Origin of the sequence: Streptomyces sp. NBC_00028 (genome assembly GCF_045041065.1) — a bacterium.
In the GTDB taxonomy this organism is placed as follows: Bacteria; Actinomycetota; Actinomycetes; order Streptomycetales; family Streptomycetaceae; genus Streptomyces.
The window spans coordinates 9,580,181-9,604,509 of sequence record NZ_CP108293.1; the positions used below are offsets into that span (position 1 = coordinate 9,580,181).

23 protein-coding genes and 1 pseudogene are annotated in these 24,329 nt (G+C 68.8%); 14 read left to right on the forward strand and 10 right to left on the reverse strand.

What is annotated here, in order from left to right; all coding sequences use genetic code 11:
- Positions 1-537 precede the first annotated feature (537 nt).
- Positions 538-1,182, reverse strand: coding sequence for an FMN-dependent NADH-azoreductase (locus tag OG885_RS43475; RefSeq protein ID WP_405742281.1), 645 nt, complete (start codon positions 1,180-1,182; stop codon positions 538-540).
- A gap of 98 nt (positions 1,183-1,280) precedes the next feature.
- Positions 1,281-2,006 carry a DsbA family protein gene (locus tag OG885_RS43480; protein ID WP_405742283.1) on the reverse strand — a complete coding sequence of 242 codons (726 nt, stop codon included), beginning with the start codon at positions 2,004-2,006 and terminating at the stop codon, positions 1,281-1,283.
- 105 nt (positions 2,007-2,111) lie between these two features.
- Here OG885_RS43480 and OG885_RS43485 point away from each other — a divergent pair, with 105 nt between their 5' ends.
- The 3 genes from OG885_RS43485 to OG885_RS43495 all read left to right on the forward strand — a co-directional run bounded on the left by OG885_RS43485 (position 2,112) and on the right by OG885_RS43495 (position 4,304).
- Positions 2,112-2,516 carry a winged helix-turn-helix transcriptional regulator gene (locus tag OG885_RS43485; RefSeq protein ID WP_405742284.1) on the forward strand — a complete coding sequence of 135 codons (405 nt, stop codon included), beginning with the start codon at positions 2,112-2,114 and terminating at the stop codon, positions 2,514-2,516.
- 102 nt (positions 2,517-2,618) lie between these two features.
- Positions 2,619-3,518: an aldo/keto reductase gene (locus OG885_RS43490; RefSeq protein WP_405742286.1), complete on the forward strand. Its 900-nt coding sequence runs from the start codon at positions 2,619-2,621 to the stop codon at positions 3,516-3,518.
- A 72-nt stretch (positions 3,519-3,590) separates the two neighbouring features.
- Positions 3,591-4,304 (forward strand): TetR/AcrR family transcriptional regulator, encoded by a 714-nt coding sequence (locus tag OG885_RS43495; RefSeq protein WP_405742287.1) that lies wholly within the window; start codon positions 3,591-3,593, stop codon positions 4,302-4,304.
- Positions 4,305-4,398: 94 nt separating this feature from the next.
- Here the strand turns inward: OG885_RS43495 and OG885_RS43500 are convergent, their stop codons facing one another.
- The gene (locus OG885_RS43500; protein WP_405742289.1) at positions 4,399-5,364 is read right to left on the reverse strand and encodes a hypothetical protein; all 966 of its coding nucleotides are present in this window, start codon (positions 5,362-5,364) and stop codon (positions 4,399-4,401) included.
- Positions 5,365-5,484: 120 nt separating this feature from the next.
- Here OG885_RS43500 and OG885_RS43505 point away from each other — a divergent pair, with 120 nt between their 5' ends.
- A complete protein-coding gene (locus tag OG885_RS43505) occupies positions 5,485-5,922 on the forward strand; it encodes an SMI1/KNR4 family protein (protein ID WP_405742291.1) in 438 nt (145 codons plus the stop codon).
- Between the two features lie 7 nt (positions 5,923-5,929).
- Here OG885_RS43505 and OG885_RS43510 read toward each other — a convergent pair.
- The 3 genes and pseudogenes from OG885_RS43510 to OG885_RS43520 all read right to left on the reverse strand — a co-directional run.
- A pseudogene (locus OG885_RS43510) lies at positions 5,930-6,200 on the reverse strand (IS5/IS1182 family transposase); the annotation flags it as partial.
- The gene (locus tag OG885_RS43515; protein ID WP_405742292.1) at positions 6,201-7,970 is read right to left on the reverse strand and encodes a tachylectin-related carbohydrate-binding protein; all 1,770 of its coding nucleotides are present in this window, start codon (positions 7,968-7,970) and stop codon (positions 6,201-6,203) included.
- Between the two features lie 55 nt (positions 7,971-8,025).
- Positions 8,026-8,457 carry a hypothetical protein gene (locus tag OG885_RS43520; protein ID WP_405742294.1) on the reverse strand — a complete coding sequence of 144 codons (432 nt, stop codon included), beginning with the start codon at positions 8,455-8,457 and terminating at the stop codon, positions 8,026-8,028.
- Between the two features lie 880 nt (positions 8,458-9,337).
- Here OG885_RS43520 and OG885_RS43525 point away from each other — a divergent pair.
- The 8 genes from OG885_RS43525 to OG885_RS43560 all read left to right on the forward strand — a co-directional run bounded on the left by OG885_RS43525 (position 9,338) and on the right by OG885_RS43560 (position 16,667).
- Positions 9,338-10,567 (forward strand): toll/interleukin-1 receptor domain-containing protein, encoded by a 1,230-nt coding sequence (locus OG885_RS43525; protein ID WP_405742296.1) that lies wholly within the window; start codon positions 9,338-9,340, stop codon positions 10,565-10,567.
- A gap of 277 nt (positions 10,568-10,844) precedes the next feature.
- Positions 10,845-11,441, forward strand: coding sequence for an RNA polymerase sigma factor (locus OG885_RS43530; RefSeq protein WP_405742298.1), 597 nt, complete (start codon positions 10,845-10,847; stop codon positions 11,439-11,441).
- Positions 11,438-12,415 carry a CU044_5270 family protein gene (locus OG885_RS43535; RefSeq protein ID WP_405742300.1) on the forward strand — a complete coding sequence of 326 codons (978 nt, stop codon included), beginning with the start codon at positions 11,438-11,440 and terminating at the stop codon, positions 12,413-12,415. The genes OG885_RS43530 and OG885_RS43535 overlap by 4 nt, the downstream gene beginning before the upstream one ends.
- Positions 12,416-12,624: 209 nt before the next feature.
- Complete coding sequence (locus tag OG885_RS43540) at positions 12,625-13,656, forward strand: NlpC/P60 family protein (protein ID WP_405742302.1); 1,032 nt, start codon at positions 12,625-12,627, stop codon at positions 13,654-13,656.
- A 179-nt stretch (positions 13,657-13,835) separates the two neighbouring features.
- Positions 13,836-14,168, forward strand: a complete 333-nt coding sequence (locus OG885_RS43545) for a putative quinol monooxygenase (protein WP_399966357.1) — start codon at positions 13,836-13,838, stop codon at positions 14,166-14,168.
- Positions 14,169-14,242: 74 nt separating this feature from the next.
- Positions 14,243-15,124, forward strand: a complete 882-nt coding sequence (locus OG885_RS43550) for an SDR family oxidoreductase (RefSeq protein ID WP_405742304.1) — start codon at positions 14,243-14,245, stop codon at positions 15,122-15,124.
- A gap of 188 nt (positions 15,125-15,312) precedes the next feature.
- A complete protein-coding gene (locus tag OG885_RS43555; protein ID WP_405742306.1) occupies positions 15,313-15,789 on the forward strand; it encodes an MSMEG_6728 family protein in 477 nt (158 codons plus the stop codon).
- Positions 15,783-16,667, forward strand: a complete 885-nt coding sequence (locus OG885_RS43560) for an oxygenase MpaB family protein (RefSeq protein WP_405742308.1) — start codon at positions 15,783-15,785, stop codon at positions 16,665-16,667. The genes OG885_RS43555 and OG885_RS43560 overlap by 7 nt, the downstream gene beginning before the upstream one ends.
- 28 nt (positions 16,668-16,695) lie before the next feature.
- Here OG885_RS43560 and OG885_RS43565 read toward each other — a convergent pair whose 3' ends face one another.
- The gene (locus OG885_RS43565; protein ID WP_405742310.1) at positions 16,696-17,718 is read right to left on the reverse strand and encodes an LLM class flavin-dependent oxidoreductase; all 1,023 of its coding nucleotides are present in this window, start codon (positions 17,716-17,718) and stop codon (positions 16,696-16,698) included.
- Between the two features lie 133 nt (positions 17,719-17,851).
- Between OG885_RS43565 and OG885_RS43570 the strand changes: the two genes are divergently transcribed.
- Entirely contained in the window at positions 17,852-18,958 is a 1,107-nt protein-coding gene (locus OG885_RS43570; protein ID WP_405742312.1) for a hypothetical protein, read from the forward strand.
- On the opposite strand, the gene OG885_RS43575 is transcribed toward OG885_RS43570, so the two are convergent.
- Positions 18,945-20,375 (reverse strand): pyridoxal phosphate-dependent decarboxylase family protein, encoded by a 1,431-nt coding sequence (locus tag OG885_RS43575; protein WP_405742314.1) that lies wholly within the window; start codon positions 20,373-20,375, stop codon positions 18,945-18,947. The genes OG885_RS43570 and OG885_RS43575 overlap by 14 nt on opposite strands.
- 174 nt (positions 20,376-20,549) lie before the next feature.
- Between OG885_RS43575 and OG885_RS43580 the strand changes: the two genes are divergently transcribed.
- Positions 20,550-21,038, forward strand: a complete 489-nt coding sequence (locus tag OG885_RS43580; RefSeq protein WP_405742316.1) for an Lrp/AsnC family transcriptional regulator — start codon at positions 20,550-20,552, stop codon at positions 21,036-21,038.
- A gap of 90 nt (positions 21,039-21,128) precedes the next feature.
- Here OG885_RS43580 and OG885_RS43585 read toward each other — a convergent pair whose 3' ends face one another.
- Positions 21,129-22,412 carry a cellulose binding domain-containing protein gene (locus OG885_RS43585; protein ID WP_405742318.1) on the reverse strand — a complete coding sequence of 428 codons (1,284 nt, stop codon included), beginning with the start codon at positions 22,410-22,412 and terminating at the stop codon, positions 21,129-21,131.
- 28 nt (positions 22,413-22,440) lie between these two features.
- Positions 22,441-24,087 carry a glycoside hydrolase family 27 protein gene (locus OG885_RS43590; RefSeq protein ID WP_405742320.1) on the reverse strand — a complete coding sequence of 549 codons (1,647 nt, stop codon included), beginning with the start codon at positions 24,085-24,087 and terminating at the stop codon, positions 22,441-22,443.
- Positions 24,088-24,329: the final 242 nt, after the last annotated feature.

The window sequence follows — 24,329 nt, forward strand, 5'->3', positions numbered from 1 at the left end:
CTGGCATTTGCATGCCCTCTGCCGCGGTCGCGGTCAGGAGCGCTGCCAGTGAAGGTCTGGCCCGATCGCCGGCTACATCCTCATGCCGTTGCTGTGAGGGCAATACGAACAGCGCGCGACGGTGAGTGGTCGTTCGGAAGCGTTCGGGCTGGCACCCGCCCAATCAAGCGGCGAGATGGCCGACGGCCTTGGGGGACGGGCCGTACTGATTGACGGGCCGCGAAGCTGAGCCCGAGGACCGCGCCGGCGGCGATCACGTACAGCAGTGAGAACCATCAGTACTCCGCGCGTCGGGCGCGGCCGGAGAAGGTGGCGTACTTGGTGGTGAGGCACGTGCGTACCGCCTCGGTGAACGACATGCCGGCCATGGCGATCCTTTCGTAGAAGCGATCGGAGGAGTGGGGGACTGGAATGGCCTATCCGGTTCGGATTCGGATAGGTCGTTCCGATTCCCTCGATCCACGATAGCACTAGAAATGGATAGCCCTATCTGGTTGGCGCTGAGGGCGGAGCGGAGGGCCCCACCTGGTCGCCGGCTCAGGCGGCGGCGCGCTCGGCGGCCCTGCGGGCCAGCTGCTGGGCCTGCTCGTGTGCCGAGGCGAGGGAGGCCTCGTGCAGCGGGATGAGCGGGGCCATCGCCGGGGTGTGGGGAGCCAGCGTCAACTCGGGGGTCACCGTGGTCACATCGAGTCCGAGCGTGTGGGAGTGGCCCAGGATCGTCTCAAGGGCGGGCACGACATAGTCCAGGCCGTGGTTGGGGGCTCCGGGGCCGTAGCCGCCACCGCGCGCGGAGATCACGACAGCCGGACGGACGGCGGCGGGGGAGCCGTTGGTGAAGTCCAGGGTGCGGCCGGCCACCATGATCTGGTCCAGCCACGCCTTGAACACGGACGGCATCGAGTAGTTGTACATCGGCACGGTGAACAGATAGGCGCCGGCGCCGAGGAACTCCTCGATGAGCTCGTCCTGGATCGCGGCGGCCTTGGCCTGCTCCGGGGCGTGCTGGGCGGGGTCGGTGAAGCGAGCGGAGATGCCTGCCGCGGTCAGGTGAGGGACGGGCGAGGCCGCGAGGTCGCGGTGCACGACCGGGCCCTGCCACTCGGCGCGGAAGGAGTCGGCGACCTGGCGTGAGACCGAACCGGCGCCCAGGGAGGAGGAGTCGATGTGCAGCAGGTAGGACATGGTGTTGCCTTTCGGTAGGTGGGGATGTGCCCGCTGCTGGCGCGAGGGGCCCGCGCCCGGGAAGCGGGTGGATTCGGTTGGTGGATCAGCTGGGTGGATCAGGCGTGGGCGGCGTGATCCGCCGGCACCGCGCAGCCGTCCGGGCCGCAGCCCGGCGCGGTGTCGCCGGCGACGGGAAGCGTCGGGTGCGTCTCGTCCCACGCCTGGCGCAGGATGCCGAGGAGGCTGTCGGTGGTCTGCGCCCCTGCGACCGCGTACTTGCCGTCGATCACGATGAACGGTGCGCCGGTGGCCCCGAGGCGCTGGGCCTCCGCCCTGTCCTCCCGCACCTGCTGCTGGAAACGGCCCTCGGTGAGCGCCTGTTGGGCCTTTTCGCGATCCAGACCCACTTCGTCTGCCAGGTCGAGCAGTTCGGCGAGGCCGAACACCGGGCGAGCCGCTCCGAAGTAGGCACGGAAGACGGTGTCCCACGCGAGTCGGTTCTTGCCCTCGGCCGTGGCGTGGGCAAGCAGTTCATGGGCGAGCTGGGTGTTGCCGACCTGGTTCTCCAGCACCCGGTAGGGACTCAGCCCCTCCTGCTCGGCCATCGCCTCGACCTGGCGCGTCTTCGCCTCCAGGGGTGCGCCGCTCAGACCGTACCGGCGCAGTGTGGCCTCACGGACGCTGATGACGTCGCCGACGGGGAACCCGTCGCTCAGCGGGAACGAGCGGTGGATGACTTCCACCGCGTCGCCGTGTGCGAACCGCTCCACGGCGCGGTCCAGCCGGTGGCTGCCCAGGCCGCACCAGGGGCAGGTGATCTCGGACCAGATCTCGACCCTCATGGCGCACCTCCAATTCCTACTCTTTGTGCGTAGCGCCATGATGGGCCAGTATGGAAGGCCTTACAAAAGGCACCTGGATGTGCGTGCCGGAGGGGAATGTGCGCCATGGACACCGCCGCAGAACAACCTGAAGCCGCCGGTGGCCGGGGGCCGTGCGCCGGCATCCCCGCAGAGCAGATGGGCTTCGTCCGGCAGATCCTGGACCGGGTCGGCGACAAGTGGAGCATGCTGGTGATCTCGGTCCTCAAGGGCGGCCCGCTGCGCTACACCGACCTGCAGCGGGAGGTCCCCGGCATCTCCCAGCGGATGCTCACCCTCACCGTGGGCAGGCTCCAGCAGGACGGTCTGGTGACGCGCACTGCCTACGCAGAGGTGCCGCCGCGCGTGGAGTACGCCCTGACCCCCCTGGGCCACAGCCTCCATCACATCGTCACGTCCCTGATCGTCTGGGTCACCGACCACCACGGGCAGATCCGCGAACACCGGGCCCACAGCGCGACGACCTCCTGAGCCGGGCGGGAGCGGTCGGGCGTGCTCTCCGCAAGGTGTGACACTGCGCCGTGGTGAAGGGGCGTACGCCGACGGCGTCCACGGGAACGGAAGGAACGTGTGATGGACCGAGCGGGAGGACCGGACAGCCAAGTCCAGCCGGCGATACGGGAAGTGGCGGGGCGTCGAGTCTGGCCGATCGCGCTCGGCGGTGCCGCGCTGTCCCTTCGACCGGACATCGGCCGGCAAGCGGCAGCCGCGACGATCAACGCGGCGATCGACAGCGGAATCAACCTCATCGACACCGCTCGCGCTTACACAACCGCTGACGAGGACGCGCACAACGAGCACCTCATCGGCGAAGTGCTCGCCGCCCGCCAGGAGGGAAGCGAGGTGATGGTCTCGACCAAGGGGGGCCACTTCCGAGCCGGGCCGGCGGAATGGAAGAACGACGCCCGGCCCGCCGCGCTGAGAGCGGACCTGGAGAGGAGCCTGCGGGCACTCAGGCGCGAGACGGTCGACCTCTACTTCCTGCACTGGCCGGACGCGGAAGTCCCCTTTGCCGAAAGCGTCGGCGCCCTCGGCGAGTTGCGCGCGGAAGGGAAGATCCGGGCCATCGGCATCTCCAGCGTCGACCTGTCCCTCCTCGCCGCCGCGCGCACGGTCACCACGATCGACGCCGTACAGAACCCGTACTCCGCGTGCGACGGCGGTGACGACTCACTCCTTCTTGAATGTGAACGCGACGGGATCGCGTTCATGGCCTACTCGCCGCTGCAAGGCTGGGACCCGGGCAAGGCCGCACACAGTGTCCTCGACATCGCGGCCCGCCGAGGAGGCTCACCCCAGCGACTGCTCCTGGCTCGGCTGCTGCACCGTTCGCCGGCCCTCTTGCCGATCAGCGGCGCCGGACGCCCGCAGACAGCGACTGATTCGGCCGCCGCCGCATGGCTCTCCTTGAGCGCCGACGAGCTTGAGGCGCTCGATGCCCACGCCCACGGCCCCCGTGAAGCGACCGCGTAAGGGGGGCAGACTGCTTACGGCTGTACACAGCCGGGAACCGGATCGCGCTTTCCGGTTGATAGTGTGAGGCCCATGACCTCCCGGGACCAGAACACCCACGGCACCGGCGGCACGACCGACTCCGCAGGCCCTCCCATGCGCAGCGACGCGGAGCGGAACCGGGGGCGGATCATCGCCGCCGCACGCACCGTGTTCGGGCGCGATGGGCTGCACGCGTCGATGGCCTCGGTCGCACGGGAGGCGGGGGTGGGCATCGCCACGCTGTTCCGGCACTTCCCCGCCAAGGAGGAACTGGCCGCCGCGGTCTTCGCGGACCGTATGGAGGCGTACGCGCAGGCGACCACCGATGCCCTGGCCAATCCGGACCCGTGGGACGGCTTCACCGGCTACATCCAGGAGGTCTGCACGATGCAGGCCGCCGACCGGGGCTTCGCCGACGTGATGACCATGAGCTTCCCCGGCGCCCCGGTACTGGAAGAACTCCGTGCCCAGGCGTACCAGGGCTTCCTCGAACTCATCAGCCGCGCCAAGGACAGCGGGCGTCTGCGCGAGGACTTCACCAGTCGGGACCTCGTCCTGCTGCTGATGGCCAACGCCGGCGTCCTCAGCGCCACCGGCGACGCCGCCCCGGACGCCTGGCGCCGCCTGGTGGCCTGGATGATCCAGTCCTTCCAGACTCCGGCCCGCGGAACGCTGCCGGACCCGCCGGAGGACGAAGCGCTGTACGAGGCCATGCGCCGCGCCAGCCAGAGCATGGGCGCCTCCGAGACCACGAAACGCGGCTGAGCGCACGACCGTTGACGAGGCGGGTCCGACCGCCTGGAGCCTGGACGCTCCTGCGCAGTGACCCCTCCGCCTCCGGGTGACCTCGTCACCCCTCTCATCGCGCTCCAACCGCGTCGGACCGCAGGCGTTCGTGGAGGGCGGCGAGAGCGGTGGCGGTGAGGGGGAAGACCAGGATCGCGGCTGCGAGGATGCCGACGATGACGGGTGCGAGGATGCCGGCGTAGTAGGCGGCGAAGAAATTGCCCGTTGCGTCTTCGACCAGGTCGCGCAGGAACGGACGTAGTGGCAGGGCCAGTTGTGTGGCGAGGCGGATGACCGCGGCGGCCAGTGCGGCCAGCGGCAGTGCGGCTGCCAGGACGCGGACCGTGCCCACACGTGTCTTTGTTGTGAGAGTCCATGAACGGCGCAGGGCCTGGCGCGGACTCAGGCCGCAGGCCGCCGCGGCGGGGGCGAGGGTCAATGTGAGGCGGAGCAGCAGGGCGATGCACACGGCGGCCGCCGGTGAGGCCGAGACGAGCGTGTAGGGCCATGTTCCGCGTGCCAGGGGCAGGGGGGTGTCGAGCAGATTGCTGGTCAGACGGCGCGTCAGTTCGAAGGTGAGCAGGGGCAGGGTCCACACAAGCAGGCCGCGTAGTACATATGTGGCGAGGATCGATCGCTGGCGTGTGTCGGCCGACGTCAGCGAACCGTGAGCATGTGCCGTGACCGTCCGGGAGCACACGTTCTGCAGGGCCGCGCTGCCCACACCGAGCAACAGCAGGTATATGGGGAGGGTCCCCAGGGCCACCAGCCCCAGATCCGAGTGGTCGTGCGAGTAGGGGTCCTCTAGATGGTGGTAGCGGATTTGTTTGTTCCGCATGTGGGTGAACAGGGGCCACGAGAGGGCGAAGACCGTCGCCGTCGTCAGCAGACCGGCCAGCGCGGTCAGGCTGACGACGCGTACCGTCGCGGCGGTGAGAGTGCCTCGGTGGCGCAGAAGAACGGCGAACGTGGTGGCGGCGACGCCGCGTTGCGCCTTGCCGGGTGTCGAGGGAACGGTGCCGTGGTGCTGCGGGGGCATGGACGGCCTTCTGTGGATGCGGATGCGTTTCCACAAGGACGCCGATCGGCCCGGCTGCGGTTCTGCGCTCTTCGGTGGCGGCGGAGCGCTCCCTGGAGGTGGCTGGCTAAGCTCCGGCGTATGTGGAGACACGCCGCGGCAGCGGCCTTCCCCGGCGTCGGCTTCAGGGATGCAGCCCAGGCATCCGAACTCGTGACAGCGGAGACGCGACTCGGGCGAGCACTGCCTGCGGAGCTTCGGCACGTGCTCCTCGAAAGCAACGGCGTCGTCGGACACACGCAGGTGGACACCGTCTGGCCCCTCGATGAGATCGTCCAGAGAAACCTGCTCTTCTGGTCCGACCAGGCGTTCGCGCGGCTCTATATGTCGTTCGATCCCCTGCTCTTCTTCGGCGACAACGGAGGCGGTGACCAGTTCGCCTTCGTGCAGAAGCCCGAGCGTCCCGACATTTTCGTCTGGGAGCACGAGAGCGACAGCCGTCGATGGGTGGCCAACAACCTGCAGGATTACCTGGTCCGTTCGCTCGCAGACGGCGGCGACGACTGGTACCAGCTGTAACCCGGCAGGTGAGCACGGCGGCGGTGCTTGACGTCATTCGGCTTGGGTTGCTTCGCGATCTGCGGATGATGACCAGGACTTCCCTCGCGCTACGCCCTGCTCGATCAGTGCCCGCGCCGCGGACAGCGCATGGTGACGTTCTGCTGGGGCGTTGTGAGCTCTCGGCCCTACGCCTGTCTGAGGGGTGTAGCCTCCCACGAGCCGACCCCCATGTGGGCCCTGTCGGCGAGGATCGGGACTCCTTCGCGTTCACAGATCCGGAAGATCTGGTGGGTGCGTCAGTCAATGTTGACTTGACCAGGCGGCGGAGAATGCTGCGGGCCCCACTGGTCGTTCGTCGCGGTATGTTCGTCGTCATCGTCGCCGAAGACGTCCAGTGCTTCACCGATGCCTTCGACTATCTGACCGACAGCCTCGACCGCATCTTCACCAACACTGATGATGTCGCTGATCGCCTTTTCCGTGGACCTGAATGGGTCTCGAACGAGGTCGGTGACAGCTCCTGCAGCGAACGATGTCATGCCCGCCAAAGGGTTAGGTCCGGTGATTGTGATGAGCGGTAGCTTGATGGTGCTTGTCGGCCCCCACTGCACGCCCAACTCTGCCTTGAGTCCGATCTGGCCGCCGACGCCGTAAGACTGGCCACCGATCGTTACGGCTACATTCCCGCCGATCTCACCCGCCGACACGCCGACTTGGGCACCACCTCCGTTCAGCCCGATTTCGGCAGCGGCGCGGGCAGCAGGTCCCTCCGCGTGTCCGGCAGCGCTCGCCGCGGCACCCGGAACCTTGAATGAGGCCGACCCTGTAATGCTGGCCGTGACAAATTCTGCCGAACCCTGGGCCGTGAGGTTCTTACCGTCGACTTTCCCTCCGAGTTTCACAACTCCGACCTGCACGCGCCCTTGCGCAGTGGCTGTTATTTGACCTGAGCTGACTCTCAATGAACCGGACTCGTCGATGAAGCTGTACTCGTATGAGAAGCTCTCACCGATGAAATTCAAGGGGACGATCGGGAGTGGCTTGTCGGCGGCAACCGTCACCTTCCCTTCGTAGGCCCTCAATACTCGATTGGCGTCGCAAGCGATGCGCCGATACGAGATCACTCCGGCTTGCTTCTGCGGCAGGCGTATACGGCCGAGTTGCTTGGCATCGATTTTGGACATCGCCGACAGAATTGCACGGCCCGGCTTTTGCGACAAGCTTATTCGGGAGAGGGCCGCGACACCAGCAGTCGATATCTTCGGCAGCGGAGACGGTTGGCCGCCGGTATCGCTGAATACGGTGCTGTAGATGTTCCAGCCGCCGCTGACGTTGTTTCCGCCGGCGCCGGCTGTCCATCGGTTTGTGCCGTCGGTCCAGCCGTCGTGTCGGTACCACTGGAGGGCGCCGTCTGGTGTGATTCCGTAGATCACGCCTTGGCCGCCGCTGAATACGGTGCTGTAGATGTTCCAGCCGCCGCTGACGTTGTTTCCGCCGGCGCCGGCTGTCCATCGGTTTGTGCCGTCGGTCCAGCCGTCGTGTCGGTACCACTGGAGGGCGCCGTCTGGTGTGATTCCGTAGATCACGCCTTGGCCGCCGCTGAATACGGTGCTGTAGATGTTCCAGCCGCCGCTGACGTTGTTTCCGCCGGCGCCGGCTGTCCATCGGTTTGTGCCGTCGGTCCAGCCGTCGTGTCGGTACCACTGGAGGGCGCCGTCTGGTGTGATTCCGTAGATCACGCCTTGGCCGCCGCTGAATACGGTGCTGTAGATGTTCCAGCCGCCGCTGACGTTGTTTCCGCCGGCGCCGGCTGTCCATCGGTTCGTGCCGTCGGTCCAGCCGTCATGGCGGTACCACTGGAGGGCGCCGTCTGGTGTGATTCCGTAGATCACGCCTTGGCCGCCGCTGAATACGGTGCTGTAGATGTTCCAGCCGCCGCTGACGTTGTTTCCGCCGGCGCCGGCTGTCCATCGGTTCGTGCCGTCGGTCCAGCCGTCATGGCGGTACCACTGAAATGCGCCCTCTGGCGTGATCCCGTAAATCACGCCCGTAATTTCGACCGCCATGACTCATCGCGCTCCTTACATGTGGGCACGGCGTAGTGCGTCACAAGAGATGGTGCTAGCTGTGCGGAGTAAGCACCATATATGTCACTGCGGTTCCGTCTTCCATGACGCCTCGGAACAGCTGCTCGTTCAGCAAGGGTGAGGTTGTGAGCACGGAGGCCAACACACCAGCGGCAGAACTGACGTACCGCAGGATCGCTGGTGCCGCGCCGAAGCCGAGAGCGTCTTCGATTTCCTTCATGCCTGCCTCGGAGAGGAGTTCACCGATGACGTCGTCGACCTCGCTCGGACGGTCAGGCGGACCATTGTAGATGGTCACGTAGTAGCCGTTTGTCTGAAGTCCACTGACGGTGATCTGAGCATCGTCTCGAATTGACTTTCCCTGTGGCGCTTCTGAAGGTATCGGGATGAGAGTGCCATCGGGTTCGGGTGCTGCTTCGAATCGGGTCGTATTGTCGCTTGCTGGATTGGGAAGTGTGTCGGCCATGTCAAATCCTCCAATAAGTCGTCTGGCTTCAGTTTTCGATGAATTGCGTCAGCGAGCTGGGGGATCGGGAGGTAAATCATCACGCGACACCCTCGGGCGGACTGATGCCTTGTTTCTCGGCAGCGGCGACGACTTGAGCCTTGCCGTCTCGTCTGGCTCCGCGCTGGTCCAATACGTCCCAGGTATAGGAGCCAGCTGCGGTGATCAGGAAGCCAACGCGGAGCGCCTGAATGTAGGCAAAAAGGAATAGCGCAGTAGTCCAAAATGTGGAACCCGCCCGCCAGGAGCATCTGACCGCTACATCGGGGTCCTTCTGGGCCCGAAGGGAGAGTCAACTCCGGTTCCCAGGTCGGGCGTTCCAGCCCCTTACCATGTCCAAGGAATGTGCAGCCTTGGGCTTCAGATTAACTCCGATTCACTTGCCCCGCATGTTGGTGCGGACGTTCGGTTTGCAGGGGTGAGAGGAAGGCGGTGACTGCGGAGGAGGTACGCGTCATCGTCCGATCGGTGACACAGTTCCTGATTCTGTCGCGCTTGGCCTCCCCCGCACCTTGGTCGGCCAGGCTGTACCTGCGCTGCCACGGCTCCATCCCCAGCTGGGCGCCGGGGTCATCTCCGTCAGCACCGCCTGCCTACAGGACAGTCCTCGTCGATCTGCTCACCGATTGCACGCCCGGCTCGAGGCCCTGTGGGCGCGGCAGCGCAGCCCGGCCGAGGTCGGCCCGACCGCCACCGACCCGATCGCACTCCGGGAGGGCGCCCATCCAGCAGGAACGCAGTCCGGGTGGCTCGGTCAAATGTGTCCCTTCGCAGGTTGGTTGGAGTTGGAACAGCCGTACGGTAGATGGCCCGAGGTGAGCGATCCATCGGAGGTGCGGCCATGACTCTGCAGGAAGCAGCTGCCGGATGGAACGTCTACACGCCGCGCGACGCGATAGGGGACGCTCGGCCGGAACAGGTGTTCATCTCGCATCGGAACGCCGACAAGCCGTTGGCGAACGCCGTTGCTCAGATCTTCGACGACTTGGGTGTTCATTACTGGTACGACCGGGACGACGAGGACACTGCCCGGGCTGCGGCGCTGGGATTGGTGGGGGACCAGGAGCTGGTCTTCGCGATCGACCGCGGGATCCGGCACTCCACACGCATGCTCGGGCTGCTCAGCGACGAGACCCGGGGCTCGTGGTGGGTGCCGTACGAGATCGGGGCAGCTCGCGCCCTTGGCCGCCAGGCCTGCCATGTGGTCCTTGACTCCCTGCGCGACGAAGCCTCGCTGCCGGAGTACGTGCGCATCGCTGCGAACTTCTGGTCGGTGGACGAACTCGTGCGATGGACCGTCATGCTGGGTGACGGTCATCTGCACGCACAGCCGCGGGGACTGTCCGAGCGGTCCGTGACCGGTCTGCAAGTCTTCTTGCGGCGGCATCCGCCGGAGCCGGACATCGCCGCACTGAGCGCACAGGCGCTGTCCGCCATGGAGCAGATGGTGAAGCCCACCGTCTGGGAAGTCCTCAGTCTCACCTCGGAGGACGTGTTCGACTGGCTTCCCACGAACGGCGGATACGTGCGTGACCTTGCCTATGACCTGTTGGCGCCGCTGGCATTTCTGCAACTCCACCGAGAGCACGACATGGGCGGTGCAACAGGTCTTCTGAGTCGGTCGTGGGATGCCCTGACACGACATGAGGACGTCGCCGCAATTCAACCGCGGCTCGACTACTGTCCCCACGTGGCCAGTTGGCGCCGTACCCGCTACATCGATCAGGCCAGCGGCTGGCTTCAGGGCATGTCGACACAACAACTGTCATCACGTGTCTCCAGGTTCCTCCTGGCACCGCGCCTCGACGGCGGGATTCGCCTGGCGACCAAGGAAGAGTTCAAGCTTGAATTTGATCGGATCCTGCGGTCTGGCAGCGAACACGACCGGCGCGGTCTCGGCGTGCTCATCAACCCGCTCTTCGGGTTCACGCCAACCACACGCCCTGTCTACCTGAGGATTCTGGCGATTCAGGCGATGTGCTACGGCCTGGTGATCGACCGGGACCACAGCGAGCTCTTCGGCAGCGACACGCGTGACGTAGTTGAGAAGTTTCTCCAGTCCGCCCCCTGACACGTGGTGCGGTGAGAGCCGGCCCGGTCGCTGAGCCGGAAGAGGATGGGCGCCTGTCGTGGGGAGGATGTTGTTCTGTGGGGTGGCCAGCCGACGAAAGTGACTTCGGTGTCTGACCAACCGGCCCGGAAAGGGCTGACCGCGCAACGGAAGCCGGGCCGGCATGGGCGCCTGGCGACGACGGCGTGAACCCGGTTGCTGCGACTCGGCAAGTACAGGTTGTGAATGCCCACCATCATCCCGGCACCCACCGACCCGACCAACGGACGGACCGTCCATGACCGACTTGGCCGGCAGCGACGCCGGACTCATCGCGGCCTCACTTGAGGAACCCGAGCGTTTCGCGGCGCTCTTCGACCGTCACGCCCCGGCGATCCATCAGTACGTTGCCCGCCGGCTCGGCCGGGACGCGGCGGACGATGTCACCGCCGAGACGTTTCTGACGGCCTTCCGGATACGGGAGCGGTTCGACCCGGCCCGCGCCGGCGTCCGGCCCTGGCTGTACGGCATCGCCGCCAAGCAGATCGGCCGGCACCGCCGCGAGGAGGTCAAGGCCTTGAAGCTGCTCGCCCGCACCGGCCATGACCCGGTCACCGACAGCTGGACCGACCTGGCCGACGACCGCATCGCCGCCGAGGCCGCCGCCCGCTCACTGGCCGGCACGCTGGCCCGGCTCTCGGCGGGTGACCGGCACGTCCTGCTGCTGTTCGCCTGGGCCGATCTCGGCTGCCAGGAGATCGCCGCAGCCCTGGACATCCCCGTCGGCACCGTCCGCTCCCGCCTCAACCGCGCCCGCCGGAAGCTGCGCGCAGCCGGCAGCGCGGCCGACGGCCCCCTCATCGAAGCTCGCATCCACGAAGGTGACCCCGCATGAACGAGCTTTCCGCACTCCGCGGCCTGCGCGCCGACGCACCCCTTCCCGACGCGGACGAGCTCGCCGCGCCGCGAGCCCGGCTCACCGCGGTGCTGCGGCAGGAGACCCGGCCTGAGCGCGTCGCCCATGCCAGGCGTCGGACGCTCCTGGTCGGCGCCGCCACCGCAGGGGCCCTAGCCGTGACCACCGGGATCGTCGCGACCCTGCCCGACGACAGCACCCGCGCCCCCGCGAGCAAGGGCCCCCAGGTGCTGTCGGCAGGAGCCTCTGCCGACGCCCTCGAACTGGCCGCCGCCACCGTCGAGCAGCACGACGGCACTGAACCCGGCCCGAAGCAGTGGGTGTACGAGAAGAGCACGGTCTTCGTCCAGGGCGAGCCGCAGAGCAGTGAGGAGTGGACCCGCTGGGACGGCACCGGGCACGCCAATCTGCCCGGCATCCCCCCGTCCGGTGACATCTCGGACTTCGACCCGGACCAACTCCAGGTCTGGTACGGCCCCAATCAGGAGGAGAAGCGGAAGAAGGAGGGTTACGACGACCGCTCCCAGCGGCAGTTCTACCGCTTCCTCGCCACCCTGCCCAGCGACCCCGGCCGGATGATGAAGCGCATCCGTGAGGAGCACGCCATCGGCTCCATCGAAGGGGAGACGCGCGCCCAGCGGGACTGGCGGGAGATCTCCGTCCTGTACCGGTCGGTGCTGATCCCGCCGAACGTCCAGGCGGGTCTGTTCCGTGCTTTCGCGAAGATCCCTGGAGCCCGGGTGACGACCGGTGTGAAGGACCCGCTGGGTCGCGCGGCGATCGGCGTGCGCGTGAGCTACGCCGAGAAGACGCCCTCGGGCTGGCAGGGCAGGCAGGAGTTCTTCTTCGAGCCCGGGAGTTACGCCTACCTCGGGGAGTCCCGGGACGACGGGGAGATGGTCAGCGCCCGCGCCGCCTGGGGCGTTGTCGACAAGCCTGGCGCCCGGCCCTGAGCACCCGCGAGGGGCGCGGTGTTCCGCCCGCGCTCCTCGGGCCCGATTGTGATCGTTTTTTGCGCCAACAGTGCAGAACGCGGCTGAAATTGTGCGCTCTAAACTTTGAAATGATTACAAGAAGATCACTAAGGTGAGGCCTCGAACCTTCGCACGGATGATCGCTCACACGAGGTGAGTGGCGGTGGAGGGAGAAGGAGTTCGTCACCTTGGCGCTTCACCGTCGACCCAAGCCGCAGAGCCGCACCCGCGTGACGGTGCTCACCGCGACCGCAGCCGCCGCGGTGGCTCTCACCTCGCAGGCCGCCAACGCGGCCCCCAAGCCCACGAAGAGCGAGGTGAAGGCGCAGGTCGACAAGCTCTACGAAGAGACGGAGCGGGCCACCAACCAGTACGACGGGGCCAAGGAGAAGCAGGAGAAACTCCAGAAGGAGATCGGCGCACTCCAGGACGAGGTCGCCCGCGGTCAGGACGACCTCAACGAACTGCGCTCCGGCCTCGGTGCGATGGCGAGCGCCCAGTACCGCTCAGGTGGCATCGACCCCTCCGTCCAGCTCCTCCTCTCCGCCGACCCGGACGACTACCTCGACCAGGCCTCCACGCTCGAGTCGCTGTCCGCACAGCAGGTGGAGGCGCTGAAGAAGGTCCAGGTGAAGCAGCGCAAGCTCGCCCAGCGGCGCGCCGAGGCCACGGAGAAGCTCAAGGACCTCGCCGACACCCGCACCGAGCTCGGCGAGAAGAAGAAGGAGATCCAGGCCAAGCTCGGCAAGGCTCAGCGGCTGCTGAACTCCCTGACCGCCGCCGAGCGGCAGGAGATCGCCGACAGTGAGGAGCGGGCCAGCCGCACCGCGTCGGAACGCGTCGACCTCGGCGGCGAGGTGGCCGCCTCTCCCTACGGTTCCGCCGCCCTGAACGCGGCCGCCACGCAGATAGGCAAGCCCTACGCCCGCGGCGGCACGGGCCCCAACTCCTACGACTGCTCGGGCCTGACGCAGTGGGCCTACGCGCAGGCCGGTATTCCGATATCCCGCGTCACCTACACGCAGGTCAACGACGGAGCCCACATCGGCATGAGCGCGCTCAAGCCCGGTGACCTCGTCTTCTTCAACAACACCGAGCACGTCGGCCTCTACGCGGGCAACAACCAGGTGTTGCACGCCCCCTACCCGGGCGCCTACGTGCGCTACGAGTCGATGAGCACGATCGGGTCCTTCCAGTTCGGCGTACGCGTGGCTGGCTGAGGCCCCGCGCACGTCCGGTGACGGGGGGGCAGGGTGACGCGTGAAGGTGACGGTCCGGGCGGTGCGGCTGTCACCGGGGGAGAGAGGGGCGGCGGCAGCTACCCGGGGACGCCGCCGCAGGGTGCGACACGGGGGCCGTTTGATCCATCCTGGACTCACGCCCTCACCGAGGAGACTTCATGATCTTCATCACCGCCAAGTTCCGGGTTCTGCCCGAGCACGCGGACGACTGGCCGCAGATCAGCGAGGACTTCACACGCGCCACCCGAGCCGAGGCGGGCTGCCTGTGGTTCGACTGGTCCCGCAGTGTCGAGGACCCCACCGAGTACGTCCTCGTGGAAGCCTTCCGTGACGGCGACGCCGGCGCCGCGCATGTCGGCTCCGAGCACTTCCGTGCCGCGCAGCGCACGCTGCCGCCGTATCTCGCCGAGACCCCGCGGATCGTCAACGCGACGATCCCGCAGGACGACTGGTCCGAGTTGGGTGAGATGGCCGTGGGGGAGCGGGACTGAGGCGCATCCGAACGCCGCTTCCCCACGGAAGTAGAGGTCAGGACGCGCCTCCGAGGTGAAGGGAAGGTCCTCTCTTGCGCAGCAGCCCGCTGGTCGGTCGGACCGTCGTCGTCACCGGAGCCGCTCGCGGCCTGGGGGCGGCGATGGCCCGGGAAGCCGCCTGTCGCGGCGCCCGCGTAGCGCTGCTGGGTCACGAGAAGCCCGCCCTGGACGAGCTGGCCGCGTCCTTGCCGGGTCCGGCGCTGGCCGTGGAGGTCGACATCACGGACCCTGCCGGTCTGGAAGCGGTTGCCCGGACGGTACGACAGAGTCTCGGCCGGCCGTCGGCGGTGGTGGCCAACGCGGGCATCGCGGAGGGCGGCCCGTTCGCCGACTCGGACCCGGCCACGTGGCAGCGTGTCATCGACGTCAACCTGACCGGCAGCGCCCACACGGCCCGAGCCTTCTTGCCCGACCTCCTCGACACGGCGGGCTACTTCCTCCAGATCGCCTCCCTGGCCTCGATCGGAGCAGCCCCTTTGATGAGCGCCTACTGCGCCTCGAAGGCAGGAGCCGAGGCCTTCGCGCACGCGCTGCGAGCAGAGGTGGCCCATCAGGGCGTCGCCGTAGGCATCGCCTATCTGAACTGGACGGACACGGACATGATCCGTGACGCCGACCGGTACCCCGTCCTGCGCGAACTGCGCGCCCACATGCCCGCCCCGGCCCGCCGGGTGTATCCCGTGGACATGGTTGCCGCGCGCCTGATCGACGGCCTGGAGCGACGCCGTACGAGCGTGTACGCGCCGGCCTGGCTACGGCTGACCCAGCCGGTGCGCGCGGCCCTGCCGCCGGTGGTGCTGCGGGTGTCGCGCCGCGCACTGCCCCGGATGGAGGCCGAGCAGGCCTTTGAACACACCGGACCGCTGGGCGCGGGCGGCCTCGCCGATCGCGCGGTCGGCCGACGGCGTGCCTGACACCGGGGTACGCCGCACTGTCGACCACGCAGCGGATGGAGAAGCACGGAGGAGAAGCGCCATGACCGAGCAGGACAGGGACAGGGCCGCGAGCGAAACGCGGTACGACGTGCGCTGCGCCGAGTCCGGCGGCCCTGCGGCCCACGAGCCGCTCGCGGCGCGCACGAAGTGAGCGGGCGGGCGACCCCATGCAGACCTTTCTGCCCCACCCGGACTTCCGGCAGACGGCCCTGCTGCTGGACCGGCGACGGCTGGGCAAGCAGCGGGTCGAGGCGCTACAGGTCCTGCGCGGTCTGACGGTGCCGGGATACGGCTGGCGCCGGCACCCGGCCGTACGGATGTGGACGGGCTACGAGGAGGCACTCGTACGGTACGGCCTGGAGATCTGCCAGGTCTGGCGCGACCAGGGGCACCAGGACAGCTGCGCCGCCTCGCTGGTGGCCGGGCTGGCCGCGGTACGCCCCGGCACCCCGGTGCGCGGCCAGCCGGCGCTGGCGGCCGCCGGCGAACTGCCGCCCTGGCACGGCGACGAGGCCTTCCACGAAAGCCACCGCTCGGCACTGGTCCGCAAGGACCCGGAGGTGTACGGCGCGTTGTTCCCCGGCGTGCCCGACGACCTTCCCTATGTGTGGCCCGCGTCCGACAGGGAGGGGCAACCATGCTGACGGGGGTCCGGGAACAGCTGGGCCATGCGCTGTTCCGGCGTGTCGCGGGCCCCGACGGGCCGGCGAACCGCGCGCGCATCCACGACACCCCCGGCCCGCGCTGGTTCGCACCGGACCGCCCCATCCGCACGGTTCATGGCGACGCCTCGATGTTCATCGGTGGCCTCAGCGCACTGCTTCTGCAGTCCCTGCATCCCTTCGCCATGGCGGCGGTGGCCGGGCACTCCGGCTTCCGCGGCGACCCGTGGGGCCGCCTCCAGCGCACCAGCACCTTCCTTGCGGTGACGACCTACGGCACCGCGGACGACGCCCAGCGGGCCGTGGACCACGTCCGTGACATCCACGACCACATCCGAGGGACGACCGCGGAGGGTGTGCCGTACCACGCGGCCGATCCGCACCTGCTCGCCTGGGTGCACCTCGCCGAGACAGACAGTTTCCTGCGCGCTCACGAACGCTACGGAGCCCGGCCGCTGGAACCGGCCGCCTACGACGCCTACGTCGCGGACACGGCACGGGTCGCCGAAGCCCTGGGAGTCACCGACCCGCCGCGCGACCGGCACGAACTGTCCGAGCGCCTGTCCGCCTACCTCCCGGAACTGCGCGCCACCCCTGAGGCACGCTCCGCCGCGCGCTACCTTCTGCTGCGGCCCCCGCTTCCACTCGCCGTGCGTCCCTTCTACGGCGGTCTGGCCGCCAACGCCGTCGCGCTGCTCCCGCCTTGGGCGCGCGGCATGCTCCACCTCCCTCGGCTGCCCGTCGTCGAGAGCGTCGCTGTACGTCCCGCGGGGCGGGTGTTGACCCGGACCATCCGGTGGGCCATGACGCCGCCCCCGCCGTCCCGTACACCCACCGCCGAGGGAGGCGGGAACAGCTGACCTCGCCGTGTTCCGCCTCCCGCTCTGCTCAGCGCCAGCCGAGCGCCGGGGCGACGTGGGTCAGGATGTTCTCGATGACGTGGGTGTTGTAGGCGACTCCGAGCTGGTTCGGCACCGTGAGGAGGAGTGTGTCGGCGGCGGCGACCGCTTCGTCCTGGGCGAGCTGCTTGGCCAGCACGTCGGGCTCCGCGGCGTAGGAGCGGCCGAAGATGGCGCGGGTGTTGGCGTCGATGTAGCCGACCTGGTCCTTGGAGTTGCCCTCACGGCCGAAGTAGGCGCGGTCGCGGTCGTCGACGAGGGCGAAGATGCTGCGGCTGACGGACACACGCGGCGTGCGGGTGTGGCCCGCTTCCTGCCAGGCCTTGTGGTACGCCTCGATCTGCTTGCGCTGCTGGACGTGCAGGGGCTCGCCGCTCTCGTCGTCCTTGAGGGTCGAGCTCTGCAGGTTCATTCCGAGCGTGGCCGCCCATGTCGCGGTGGCGTTCGAGCTGGATCCCCACCAGATACGGTCCCTGAGGCCTTCGGAGTGCGGCTCGACGCGCAGCAGCCCCGGGGGGTTGGAGAACATCGGGTTGGGGTTGGGCTCGGCGAATCCCTCACCTGTCAGGACATCGAGGAGCCGCTCGGTGTGGGCGCGTGCCATGTCGGCGTCGGTGGCCCCGTCAGGCGGCAGGTGCCCGAAGTGGCGCCAGCCGTCGATGACCTGCTCCGGGGATCCCCGGCTGATGCCGAGCTGCAGTCGGCCGCCGGAGATCAGGTCCGCGGCGCCCGCGTCCTCGGCCATGTACAGCGGGTTCTCGTAGCGCATGTCGATCACACCGGTGCCGATCTCGATCCGGCTGGTGCGTGCGCCGATGGCGGCGAGCAGCGGGAACGGGGAGGCGTACTGCCGGGCGAAGTGATGGACGCGGAAGTACGCCCCGTCGGCGCCCAGCTCCTCCGCGGCGACGGAGAGGTCGATCGCCTGGAGCAGGGCGTCCGCGGCGGTGCGCGTCTGCGAGTGCGGCGACGGTGTCCAGTGTCCGAAGGAGAGGAACCCGATCTTTTTCATATCGCTTTCAACAATCAAGGTCGGTGTTCATTCCCTGCCGGGCTGAAGGGGGGCGCCGGTCCTGGATGAGAAAACATGTTGGCCGGCCGCCGACGAGCTGGGAGTATGCGTCTGTTTCCCCAGCGGAGGACATTTGTTCGTTTTCGTATGTGCGGGATGCGGCGCCGAGTTGACGGCCCCGCTGTCCCAGGTCGCACTGCCGGTGCACGCCCGTCAGACGTACGGGAACGGGGCCCAGCTTCCCGTGCTCATGCAGTCAGGGACGTTCGCCGTGGACCCGGAGCCCTGGGGAGGGCCGTGGCGGATGTGGGACGAGGTCGATCCGGGCGAGGCGGAGGCACGCGGCATCTACGCGCCGGTCCCCGCCCTTTCCGACGGCACGCCCGGGGCGAGTGTCATCGCGCCCGGAGACATCCGTGGGACCCGGCTGATTCCCGAGAAGCGCGGCAGTGCCTGCTGCGGCCTCGACGGAGCCGACGGGCCCAACATGGCCTGCGCGCGATGCGACCTCCCCGTGGCGACCAGGGTCGACGACTGCTCACTGTGGCAGGCGGTGCGGCTTGGACCCGACACCGTGCACCGCGTCCCTGTCGACGGTGCCCCCGCTGCGCCCGCCTCTTGGGCTGAGCTGGTGCACGCGGGGGAGCCTACGTCCCCGTTCGAGCCGGTCGCCACGTGGGGAGGACGGTCGGGGACGAACCATTACTGGTCGTGGAGTCCGCAGTGGGAGGCGGCAGCAGGCCAGGCGCTCGCTCATCTGCTGGTCGCCTCCGAAGGGCAACCGGTCACGGTGCCGGGCGGTCTGACCGCGCGCGTGTTCCAACGCGCGCTCGACGTCCTGCTGCCCGCGGGCGCCCCGAGGCGGCGCGCCGTTCTGGCCGGACCGGGGCAGCCGGCTCCGGACCCGGCCGCAGGCATCCTCCTCGTACCGGTCCACCCCCGGACGGGTCAGAGCTGGACCCCTCCCGTCCCGACCGCCCCGGCCTACCCGGTACCTCTGCCCCTGGGCGTATGGCTGTGGCTGGTCGCTCCCCGGCCCTACCTGCCGTACCCGGCGTCGGGCCGCATACCCCGAGACGTTCTCCGCGACGATCCGCTCCCACTGCTCCCCCCTCACCAGTTCCGGGCCGACAGGGGCACGTTCCGGCGCACCCTGGTCCGGTTGCCGGCCGTGCGCAGCCCGTGGTTGCGCACGATCCTCGACAACCTCACGCAGGGCGCCGCGGTCAACCTCTTCTAGCTTCGGCGGTGATGATGTCCAGCGCTTCGGTGATGCGGTCGTGGTGGGTGCGGTGGGAGACGACGCAGACGCGCAGGGTGTAGCGGTGGTCGACGACGGTGCTGGAGAGCACGACGCGCCGGTGGCTGTTGATCCGTTCGAGCAGGCGGCGGCCGGTCTCGTCGGCCTGCCGGGCGGCGGCCTCGCTGTCGTCGGCGGGGCGGACGCTGAAGACGACGGTGGACAGGTCCGGTTGCTGCGGGACTTCCAGCTCCGCCACGCCGGACAGCACCTCGTGGATGTGTTCGGCCAGGTCGAGCTTCTCGTCCAGGGCCTCGCGGAAGGCGTCCACGCCGTGCAGATGGAGGGGGAGCCAGGCCCGCAGACCGCGGATCTCATGGGTCAGCTCGGGCCCGAGCCGGCCGGAGTCCGGGACGCTTCCCGCCGCGGTCATGTCCTGGAGGTAGCTGCCGGTGCCGTCGTGTGCGGCGTGCAGGGCCGCGGGGTCGCGCACGACGAGGGCGCCGGTGCCGAACGGCATGAACAGCGTCTTGTGCGGATCGAGGGTGATCGAGTCGGCCTCCTCGATTCCGGCGAGGCGCTTTTCGCCGCGCCGGGTGAGCCGGAAGAAGCCGCCGTAGGCCGCGTCGACGTGGAACCACAGGCCCTCGCCTCGGGCCAGGTCGGCCAGCTGGGGCAGCGGGTCGACGGTGCCCGTGTCGGTGGTGCCGGCGGTGGCGACCAGCAGGAACGGCCGCAGCCCGGCGTCCCGGTCGGCGCGGATCATGGCGGCGGCGGCTTCCGGGTCCATCCGCAGGTCCGGGGTGTGCGGCACGGTGCGTATGCGCGCGGCGGGCACGCCGGCGAGGCGGGCGGCCTTGGCAACGGAGTGGTGGGCGAAGGCGGAGGTGTAGACGGTCCCGCCGGCGAGGTCCTCGCCGAGCCGGTGGTGGCGGGCGGCGACCGTGGCGGAGAAGGTCGCCATCGAGCCGCCGCTGGTCAGCAGTCCTCCGCTGCCCTCAGGGAGGCCGCACACCTCCTCGGCCATCCAGCGGATCACGCTCTCCTCGAGCGCGGCGAGGGCCGGGGCGACCGAGGCGAGGCCGCCGTAGCGGTTGACAGCACGGTTGTAGAACTCGGCGAGCGCGGCCGAGTACAGACCACTGCCCGGGATGTACGCCAGGTGGCCGGGCCCGGCGGTCTCCAGAGCGCAGTCGGCGGCGTCGTCCAGGCGCGCGAGCAGAGCCTCCAGGTCACCGCTCCGGGCGGGAGGCGGCGTCAGGAAGGACCGTACGAGCTCGGTCTCCGCCTGCGGCGACAGGGTGCCGCTCGCGGGGCGGGCGGCGAGGTTCTCGGTGCGGTCGATGACACGGTCCAGGACGAGACGGCCCATCTCCGTCATCGTGGCGCGGTCGGGTTCCAGGGGGAAAGGGTGCATGAGGCAGTCCGAAGCGGTGAGGGGCGGATACACAGGCGACGGAACCGGCCTCGCGGTCGGTCGCGGCGCGTGACCAGAATGCGCCGCCGACCGCGGCATGAGATGGCGTGATGAGTGCCCGTACGGCCTCACCGCGCAGGATTGTTCGCCGAGCGGGCCGATACGCTGCATTTCATGCCACGCCCCCTGTACGACCGTATCGACCGGGCGATCCTGGACCACCTCCAGCGCCACGGACGCACCCCCAACGTCGACCTCGCCGAGGCCGTACGCCTGTCACCTTCCTCCTGTCTGCGCCGCACCAAGGCGCTGGAGGAGGACGGGGTGCTGGCCGGCTACCGGGCCGATCTGGATCGCGAACGCCTCGGCCTCGGGCTGACCGTGTTCCTCTCCCTCAAGGTCGAGCACTCCCGCACCACCTCCCAGGTGGTCGAAGAGGCGCTGAAGGCGATCGACCACGTGGTCGCCTGCCACGTCGTCTCCGGCGACGCAGACTTCCTCGTCGAACTCGCCGTACCGGACCTGCGCACCTTCGAAAAGGTGCTCACCGACCAGATCCTGGCCATCGGCCCCGTGCGCGACGCCCGCAGCACCTTCTGCATCCGCACCGTCATCGACCGCGGCCCGCTGCCCCTCAACTCCTGGCGCGCGCCCGGTGTATGACCGCGCGCGCTTTACCCAGGTGATCCGCTGCCACCGCACTCGCCCCGGCTTTCCGGCCGAGGCGAGTGCGGTGCGGTGCCGCGGTAGGGGTCAGGATGCCGTGCAGGCGGTGCCGTTGAGGGTGTAGGAGCCGGGCGGGGCCGTGTCGCCGGTGTGGGTGGCCTGGAAGCCGATGTCGACGGAGGCACCGGGGGCGATGGTGGCGTTGTGGGCGGCGTTCTTGGCGGTCACCCGGCCGGAGACGGGGGAGTACTCCGCGTTCCAGCCGGACGTGATGGTCTGGCCGCCCGGCAGGGTGAAGGCGAGGGACCAGCCGTCGACGGCCGTGGTGCCGGTGTTGGTGAGGGTCATGCTCGCCGTGAGCCCGGTGTTCCAGGCGTTGACGGTGCCGGTGACCCGGCAGGTCGCGGTTCCGGGCGAGGGCTCGGAGCTCTGGAACTGGGTGAAGAACTTCCACACCTCCGCCGGCAGCCAGGTCCTGGCGCTGTCTCCCGGGGCGCCGTCCTGGGGAGCGGCGATGTGTCCTTCGTCGAACGCGGCCCAGGCGACCGGATGTCCGGCCGAGCAGCCGGAGTAGGTGGTGATCCGGTGGGTCAGGCTGCCCTGCGCGGGCTCGGGCGGGTTCTGGGGGGTGCAGCCGTTGTTCGTGACGAACCGGTCCCGCAGCGCCCGCCCGCCGGAGATGCCGAGGACGTTGTCCCTGAGGCCGTGCACTCCGAGGTAGGCGATGGGCTGGGTGCCGCCGCTGCATCCGCTGAGCAGCCCGCCGCTCTGGACCGCGACCGCGCGGAAGACCGTCGCGCGTGAACACGCCAGGGCGTACGACATGGCGGCGCCGTAGCTGAATCCGAGGGCGAAGCGCTGGGTGGTGTCGACGCACAGGTCCGCTTCGAGGCGCTTGAGCATGTCGTCGACGAAGGTGACGTCCTCACCGCCGGTGTTGGCCCAGCCGTTGTTGAGCCCTTGGGGTGCGACGAAGATCGTGCTGTTGTTCGCCAGTCGCTGGAGTCCGTAGTAGGCCCAGGTGCCTGTTTCGACGGTGCGGCCGGTGGAGACGTCGGTGGAGGTGCCGCCCAGCCAGTGGAATCCGAACACCAGCCGGTAGGGGCGGTTGCGGTCGTAGCCGTCGGGGACGCGCAGGATGAACGTGCGGTTCTTGCCACCGCTGAGGATCGTGTGCGTGCCGCTGGTCAGGGTGGGGGTCTTGCCGCAGCCGGAACTCGGGGCGGCGGCAGCGGCGGATACGCCGGCTGCCGCGGAGGCCGTGAGCGGGGCGCCGCTGCTCCGGCCGTGGCCCAGTGCCGTGCCGGCCATGCTCAGGACGACCAGCACCGCGACCACGGCGGGCCATAACAGGGTTCTTGTCCTCGTCATCGAACTCCCCTTCTTGAGGCGTGGTCGGTCACGCGCGGGACCACTTCTGGTTGGGCTGGCCGTTGCAGGTCCACAGGACGAGCGCGGTCCCGTTCGCGGTGCCGGCCGCGTTGGCGTCGAGGCACAGACCGGAGTGGGCGTTGCGCAGGGACCCGTCGGAGCCAAGCGTCCACTTCTGGTTGTCCTGGCCGTTGCAGGGCCAGGTGATGACCCGGGTGCCGTTGACGGTGCCCTGGTTGTAGGCGTCCAGGCACTTGTCGCCGTAGACACGTATCTCGCCGCCCGCCCAGGTGGTCCACAGCTGGTTGGCGGCCGTGTGGCAGTCCCAGAGCAGAGCCGTGGCCCCGGCGGCGGTGGAGGCGTTGTCCACGTCGACGCAGCGCCCGGACGCGGTGCCGCGCAGCCGGGACGTGGTGGCGGTCAGCGGGGTGCCGCCGGTGACCCGGAACGCGGCGACGCCGTGCGCGGGGACGCTCGCCGAGATCTGCCCGGAGGTGCTCGACGTTGCGCCGGTCCACAGGTCGGTGAGGGTGAACGGGTCGCCGGACAGGCCGACTTGGGCGGGCGTGGTGGTGACCGTGGCGGTGCTGTCGCCGCGGTTGAACAGACCCACGGCGACCGAGCCGTCCGCGAGGGGCTTGGCGAAGACCTCGGTGGCACCGTCGTCACGCACCCGGCGTCCGCCCGCACCCAGCGGATCCTGGTCCACCGCCAACAGGCGCGGGTTGCGCAGGATCGCGCTGACGTCGGAGGACATGGTGCGGATGTCGTTGCCGGCCATGAGCGGGGAGCCCATCAGCGCCCACAGGGCGAAGTGGGACCGGGACTCGGTGAGCGACAGGCCGGGTCGGCCGACGACCAGCATGTCGGGGTCGTTCCAGTGGCCCGGGCCGGACTGCGCGGCCAGTGGCGCGGTGACGTCGAGGACGTTGCCGACGCCCATCGGGTAGCTGTTGGTGTTGCCGTTCTGCCAGATGTCGAGCAGGTCCTCGGTCGTCCGCCACAGGTCGGCGACCTCGCCCCAGTTGTACTTGTCCCCGGTGATGGCGTGGAAGCTGTTGGGGTTGATGCTGTAGACGATCGGCCGGCCGGTGGCGCGCAGGGCGTCGCGCATGAGCGTGAAGCGTGCGACCTGCTCGTCACGGGTGCCGCTGGAGGAGCACCAGTCGTACTTGAGGTAGTCGACGCCCCACGAGGCGAATGTGGCGGCGTCCTGGGTCTCGTGGCCCTTGCTGCCCGTCGACCCGGGATAGGAGCCGGTGCCCTGCGCGCAGGTGCGTTCGCCGGGCACCTGGTAGATGCCGAACTTCAGGCCCTTGCTGTGGATGTAGTCCCCGAGCGCCTTCATGCCGCTGGGGAACTTGGTCGGGTTGCCGCGCAGGTTGCCGGCCGCGTCGCGCTGCGGGTCGAACCAGCAGTCGTCAACCACGACGTAGCGGTAGCCGGCGTCCCGCATGCCGGAGGACACCATCGCGTCGGCGGCCTGGCGGACCTGGGTCTCGGTGATCCCGCACCCGAAGCTGTTCCAGCTGTTCCACCCCAGCGGCGGGGTGAGGGCCGGGCTGCCGGGCGCGGCCGAGGCGGGGGAGTGGGCGGAGGCCGTCACGGACGCGGTGACGGTGAGGGCGGCGGCTGCGAGAAGGCGGAGCAGTCGTCCGCGTGAACGTCTGGGCACCAGGGGCTCCTTGGGGGGAGGTTCGAAATTTCGAGCCTCGTTCGGAAACTCACGGTGACAGGGATGTTAGAGAGGTGCGCGAACATGTCAACACCTCTGACACGCTTGGCTGTTGACCTGCGGGAATGGAACTCCTGACGGCCCGAATGTTTCGACGGGTCTTGCGATCGTGCGAGAAGTCTTGACGTTCGTTCCCGGGCTTCTATTATCCAGTTGCTCGGCTAGTCGATCCATGTTCGAAA

Excerpts from the sequence above, each read along its gene's own strand:
- OG885_RS43475 (WP_405742281.1), bottom strand. The coding sequence starts at position 1,182 with ATGTCCTACCTGCTGCACATCGACTCCTCCTCCCTGGGCGCCGGTTCG.
- OG885_RS43480 (WP_405742283.1), bottom strand. The coding sequence starts at position 2,006 with ATGAGGGTCGAGATCTGGTCCGAGATCACCTGCCCCTGGTGCGGCCTG.
- OG885_RS43485 (WP_405742284.1), top strand. The coding sequence starts at position 2,112 with ATGGACACCGCCGCAGAACAACCTGAAGCCGCCGGTGGCCGGGGGCCG.
- OG885_RS43490 (WP_405742286.1), top strand. The coding sequence starts at position 2,619 with ATGGACCGAGCGGGAGGACCGGACAGCCAAGTCCAGCCGGCGATACGG.
- OG885_RS43495 (WP_405742287.1), top strand. The coding sequence starts at position 3,591 with ATGACCTCCCGGGACCAGAACACCCACGGCACCGGCGGCACGACCGAC.
- OG885_RS43500 (WP_405742289.1), bottom strand. The coding sequence starts at position 5,364 with ATGCCCCCGCAGCACCACGGCACCGTTCCCTCGACACCCGGCAAGGCG.
- OG885_RS43505 (WP_405742291.1), top strand. The coding sequence starts at position 5,485 with ATGTGGAGACACGCCGCGGCAGCGGCCTTCCCCGGCGTCGGCTTCAGG.
- OG885_RS43515 (WP_405742292.1), bottom strand. The coding sequence starts at position 7,970 with ATGGCGGTCGAAATTACGGGCGTGATTTACGGGATCACGCCAGAGGGC.
- OG885_RS43520 (WP_405742294.1), bottom strand. The coding sequence starts at position 8,457 with ATGGCCGACACACTTCCCAATCCAGCAAGCGACAATACGACCCGATTC.
- OG885_RS43525 (WP_405742296.1), top strand. The coding sequence starts at position 9,338 with ATGACTCTGCAGGAAGCAGCTGCCGGATGGAACGTCTACACGCCGCGC.
- OG885_RS43530 (WP_405742298.1), top strand. The coding sequence starts at position 10,845 with ATGACCGACTTGGCCGGCAGCGACGCCGGACTCATCGCGGCCTCACTT.
- OG885_RS43535 (WP_405742300.1), top strand. The coding sequence starts at position 11,438 with ATGAACGAGCTTTCCGCACTCCGCGGCCTGCGCGCCGACGCACCCCTT.
- OG885_RS43545 (WP_399966357.1), top strand. The coding sequence starts at position 13,836 with ATGATCTTCATCACCGCCAAGTTCCGGGTTCTGCCCGAGCACGCGGAC.
- OG885_RS43555 (WP_405742306.1), top strand. The coding sequence starts at position 15,313 with ATGCAGACCTTTCTGCCCCACCCGGACTTCCGGCAGACGGCCCTGCTG.
- OG885_RS43560 (WP_405742308.1), top strand. The coding sequence starts at position 15,783 with ATGCTGACGGGGGTCCGGGAACAGCTGGGCCATGCGCTGTTCCGGCGT.
- OG885_RS43565 (WP_405742310.1), bottom strand. The coding sequence starts at position 17,718 with ATGAAAAAGATCGGGTTCCTCTCCTTCGGACACTGGACACCGTCGCCG.
- OG885_RS43575 (WP_405742314.1), bottom strand. The coding sequence starts at position 20,375 with ATGCACCCTTTCCCCCTGGAACCCGACCGCGCCACGATGACGGAGATG.
- OG885_RS43580 (WP_405742316.1), top strand. The coding sequence starts at position 20,550 with ATGCCACGCCCCCTGTACGACCGTATCGACCGGGCGATCCTGGACCAC.
- OG885_RS43585 (WP_405742318.1), bottom strand. The coding sequence starts at position 22,412 with ATGACGAGGACAAGAACCCTGTTATGGCCCGCCGTGGTCGCGGTGCTG.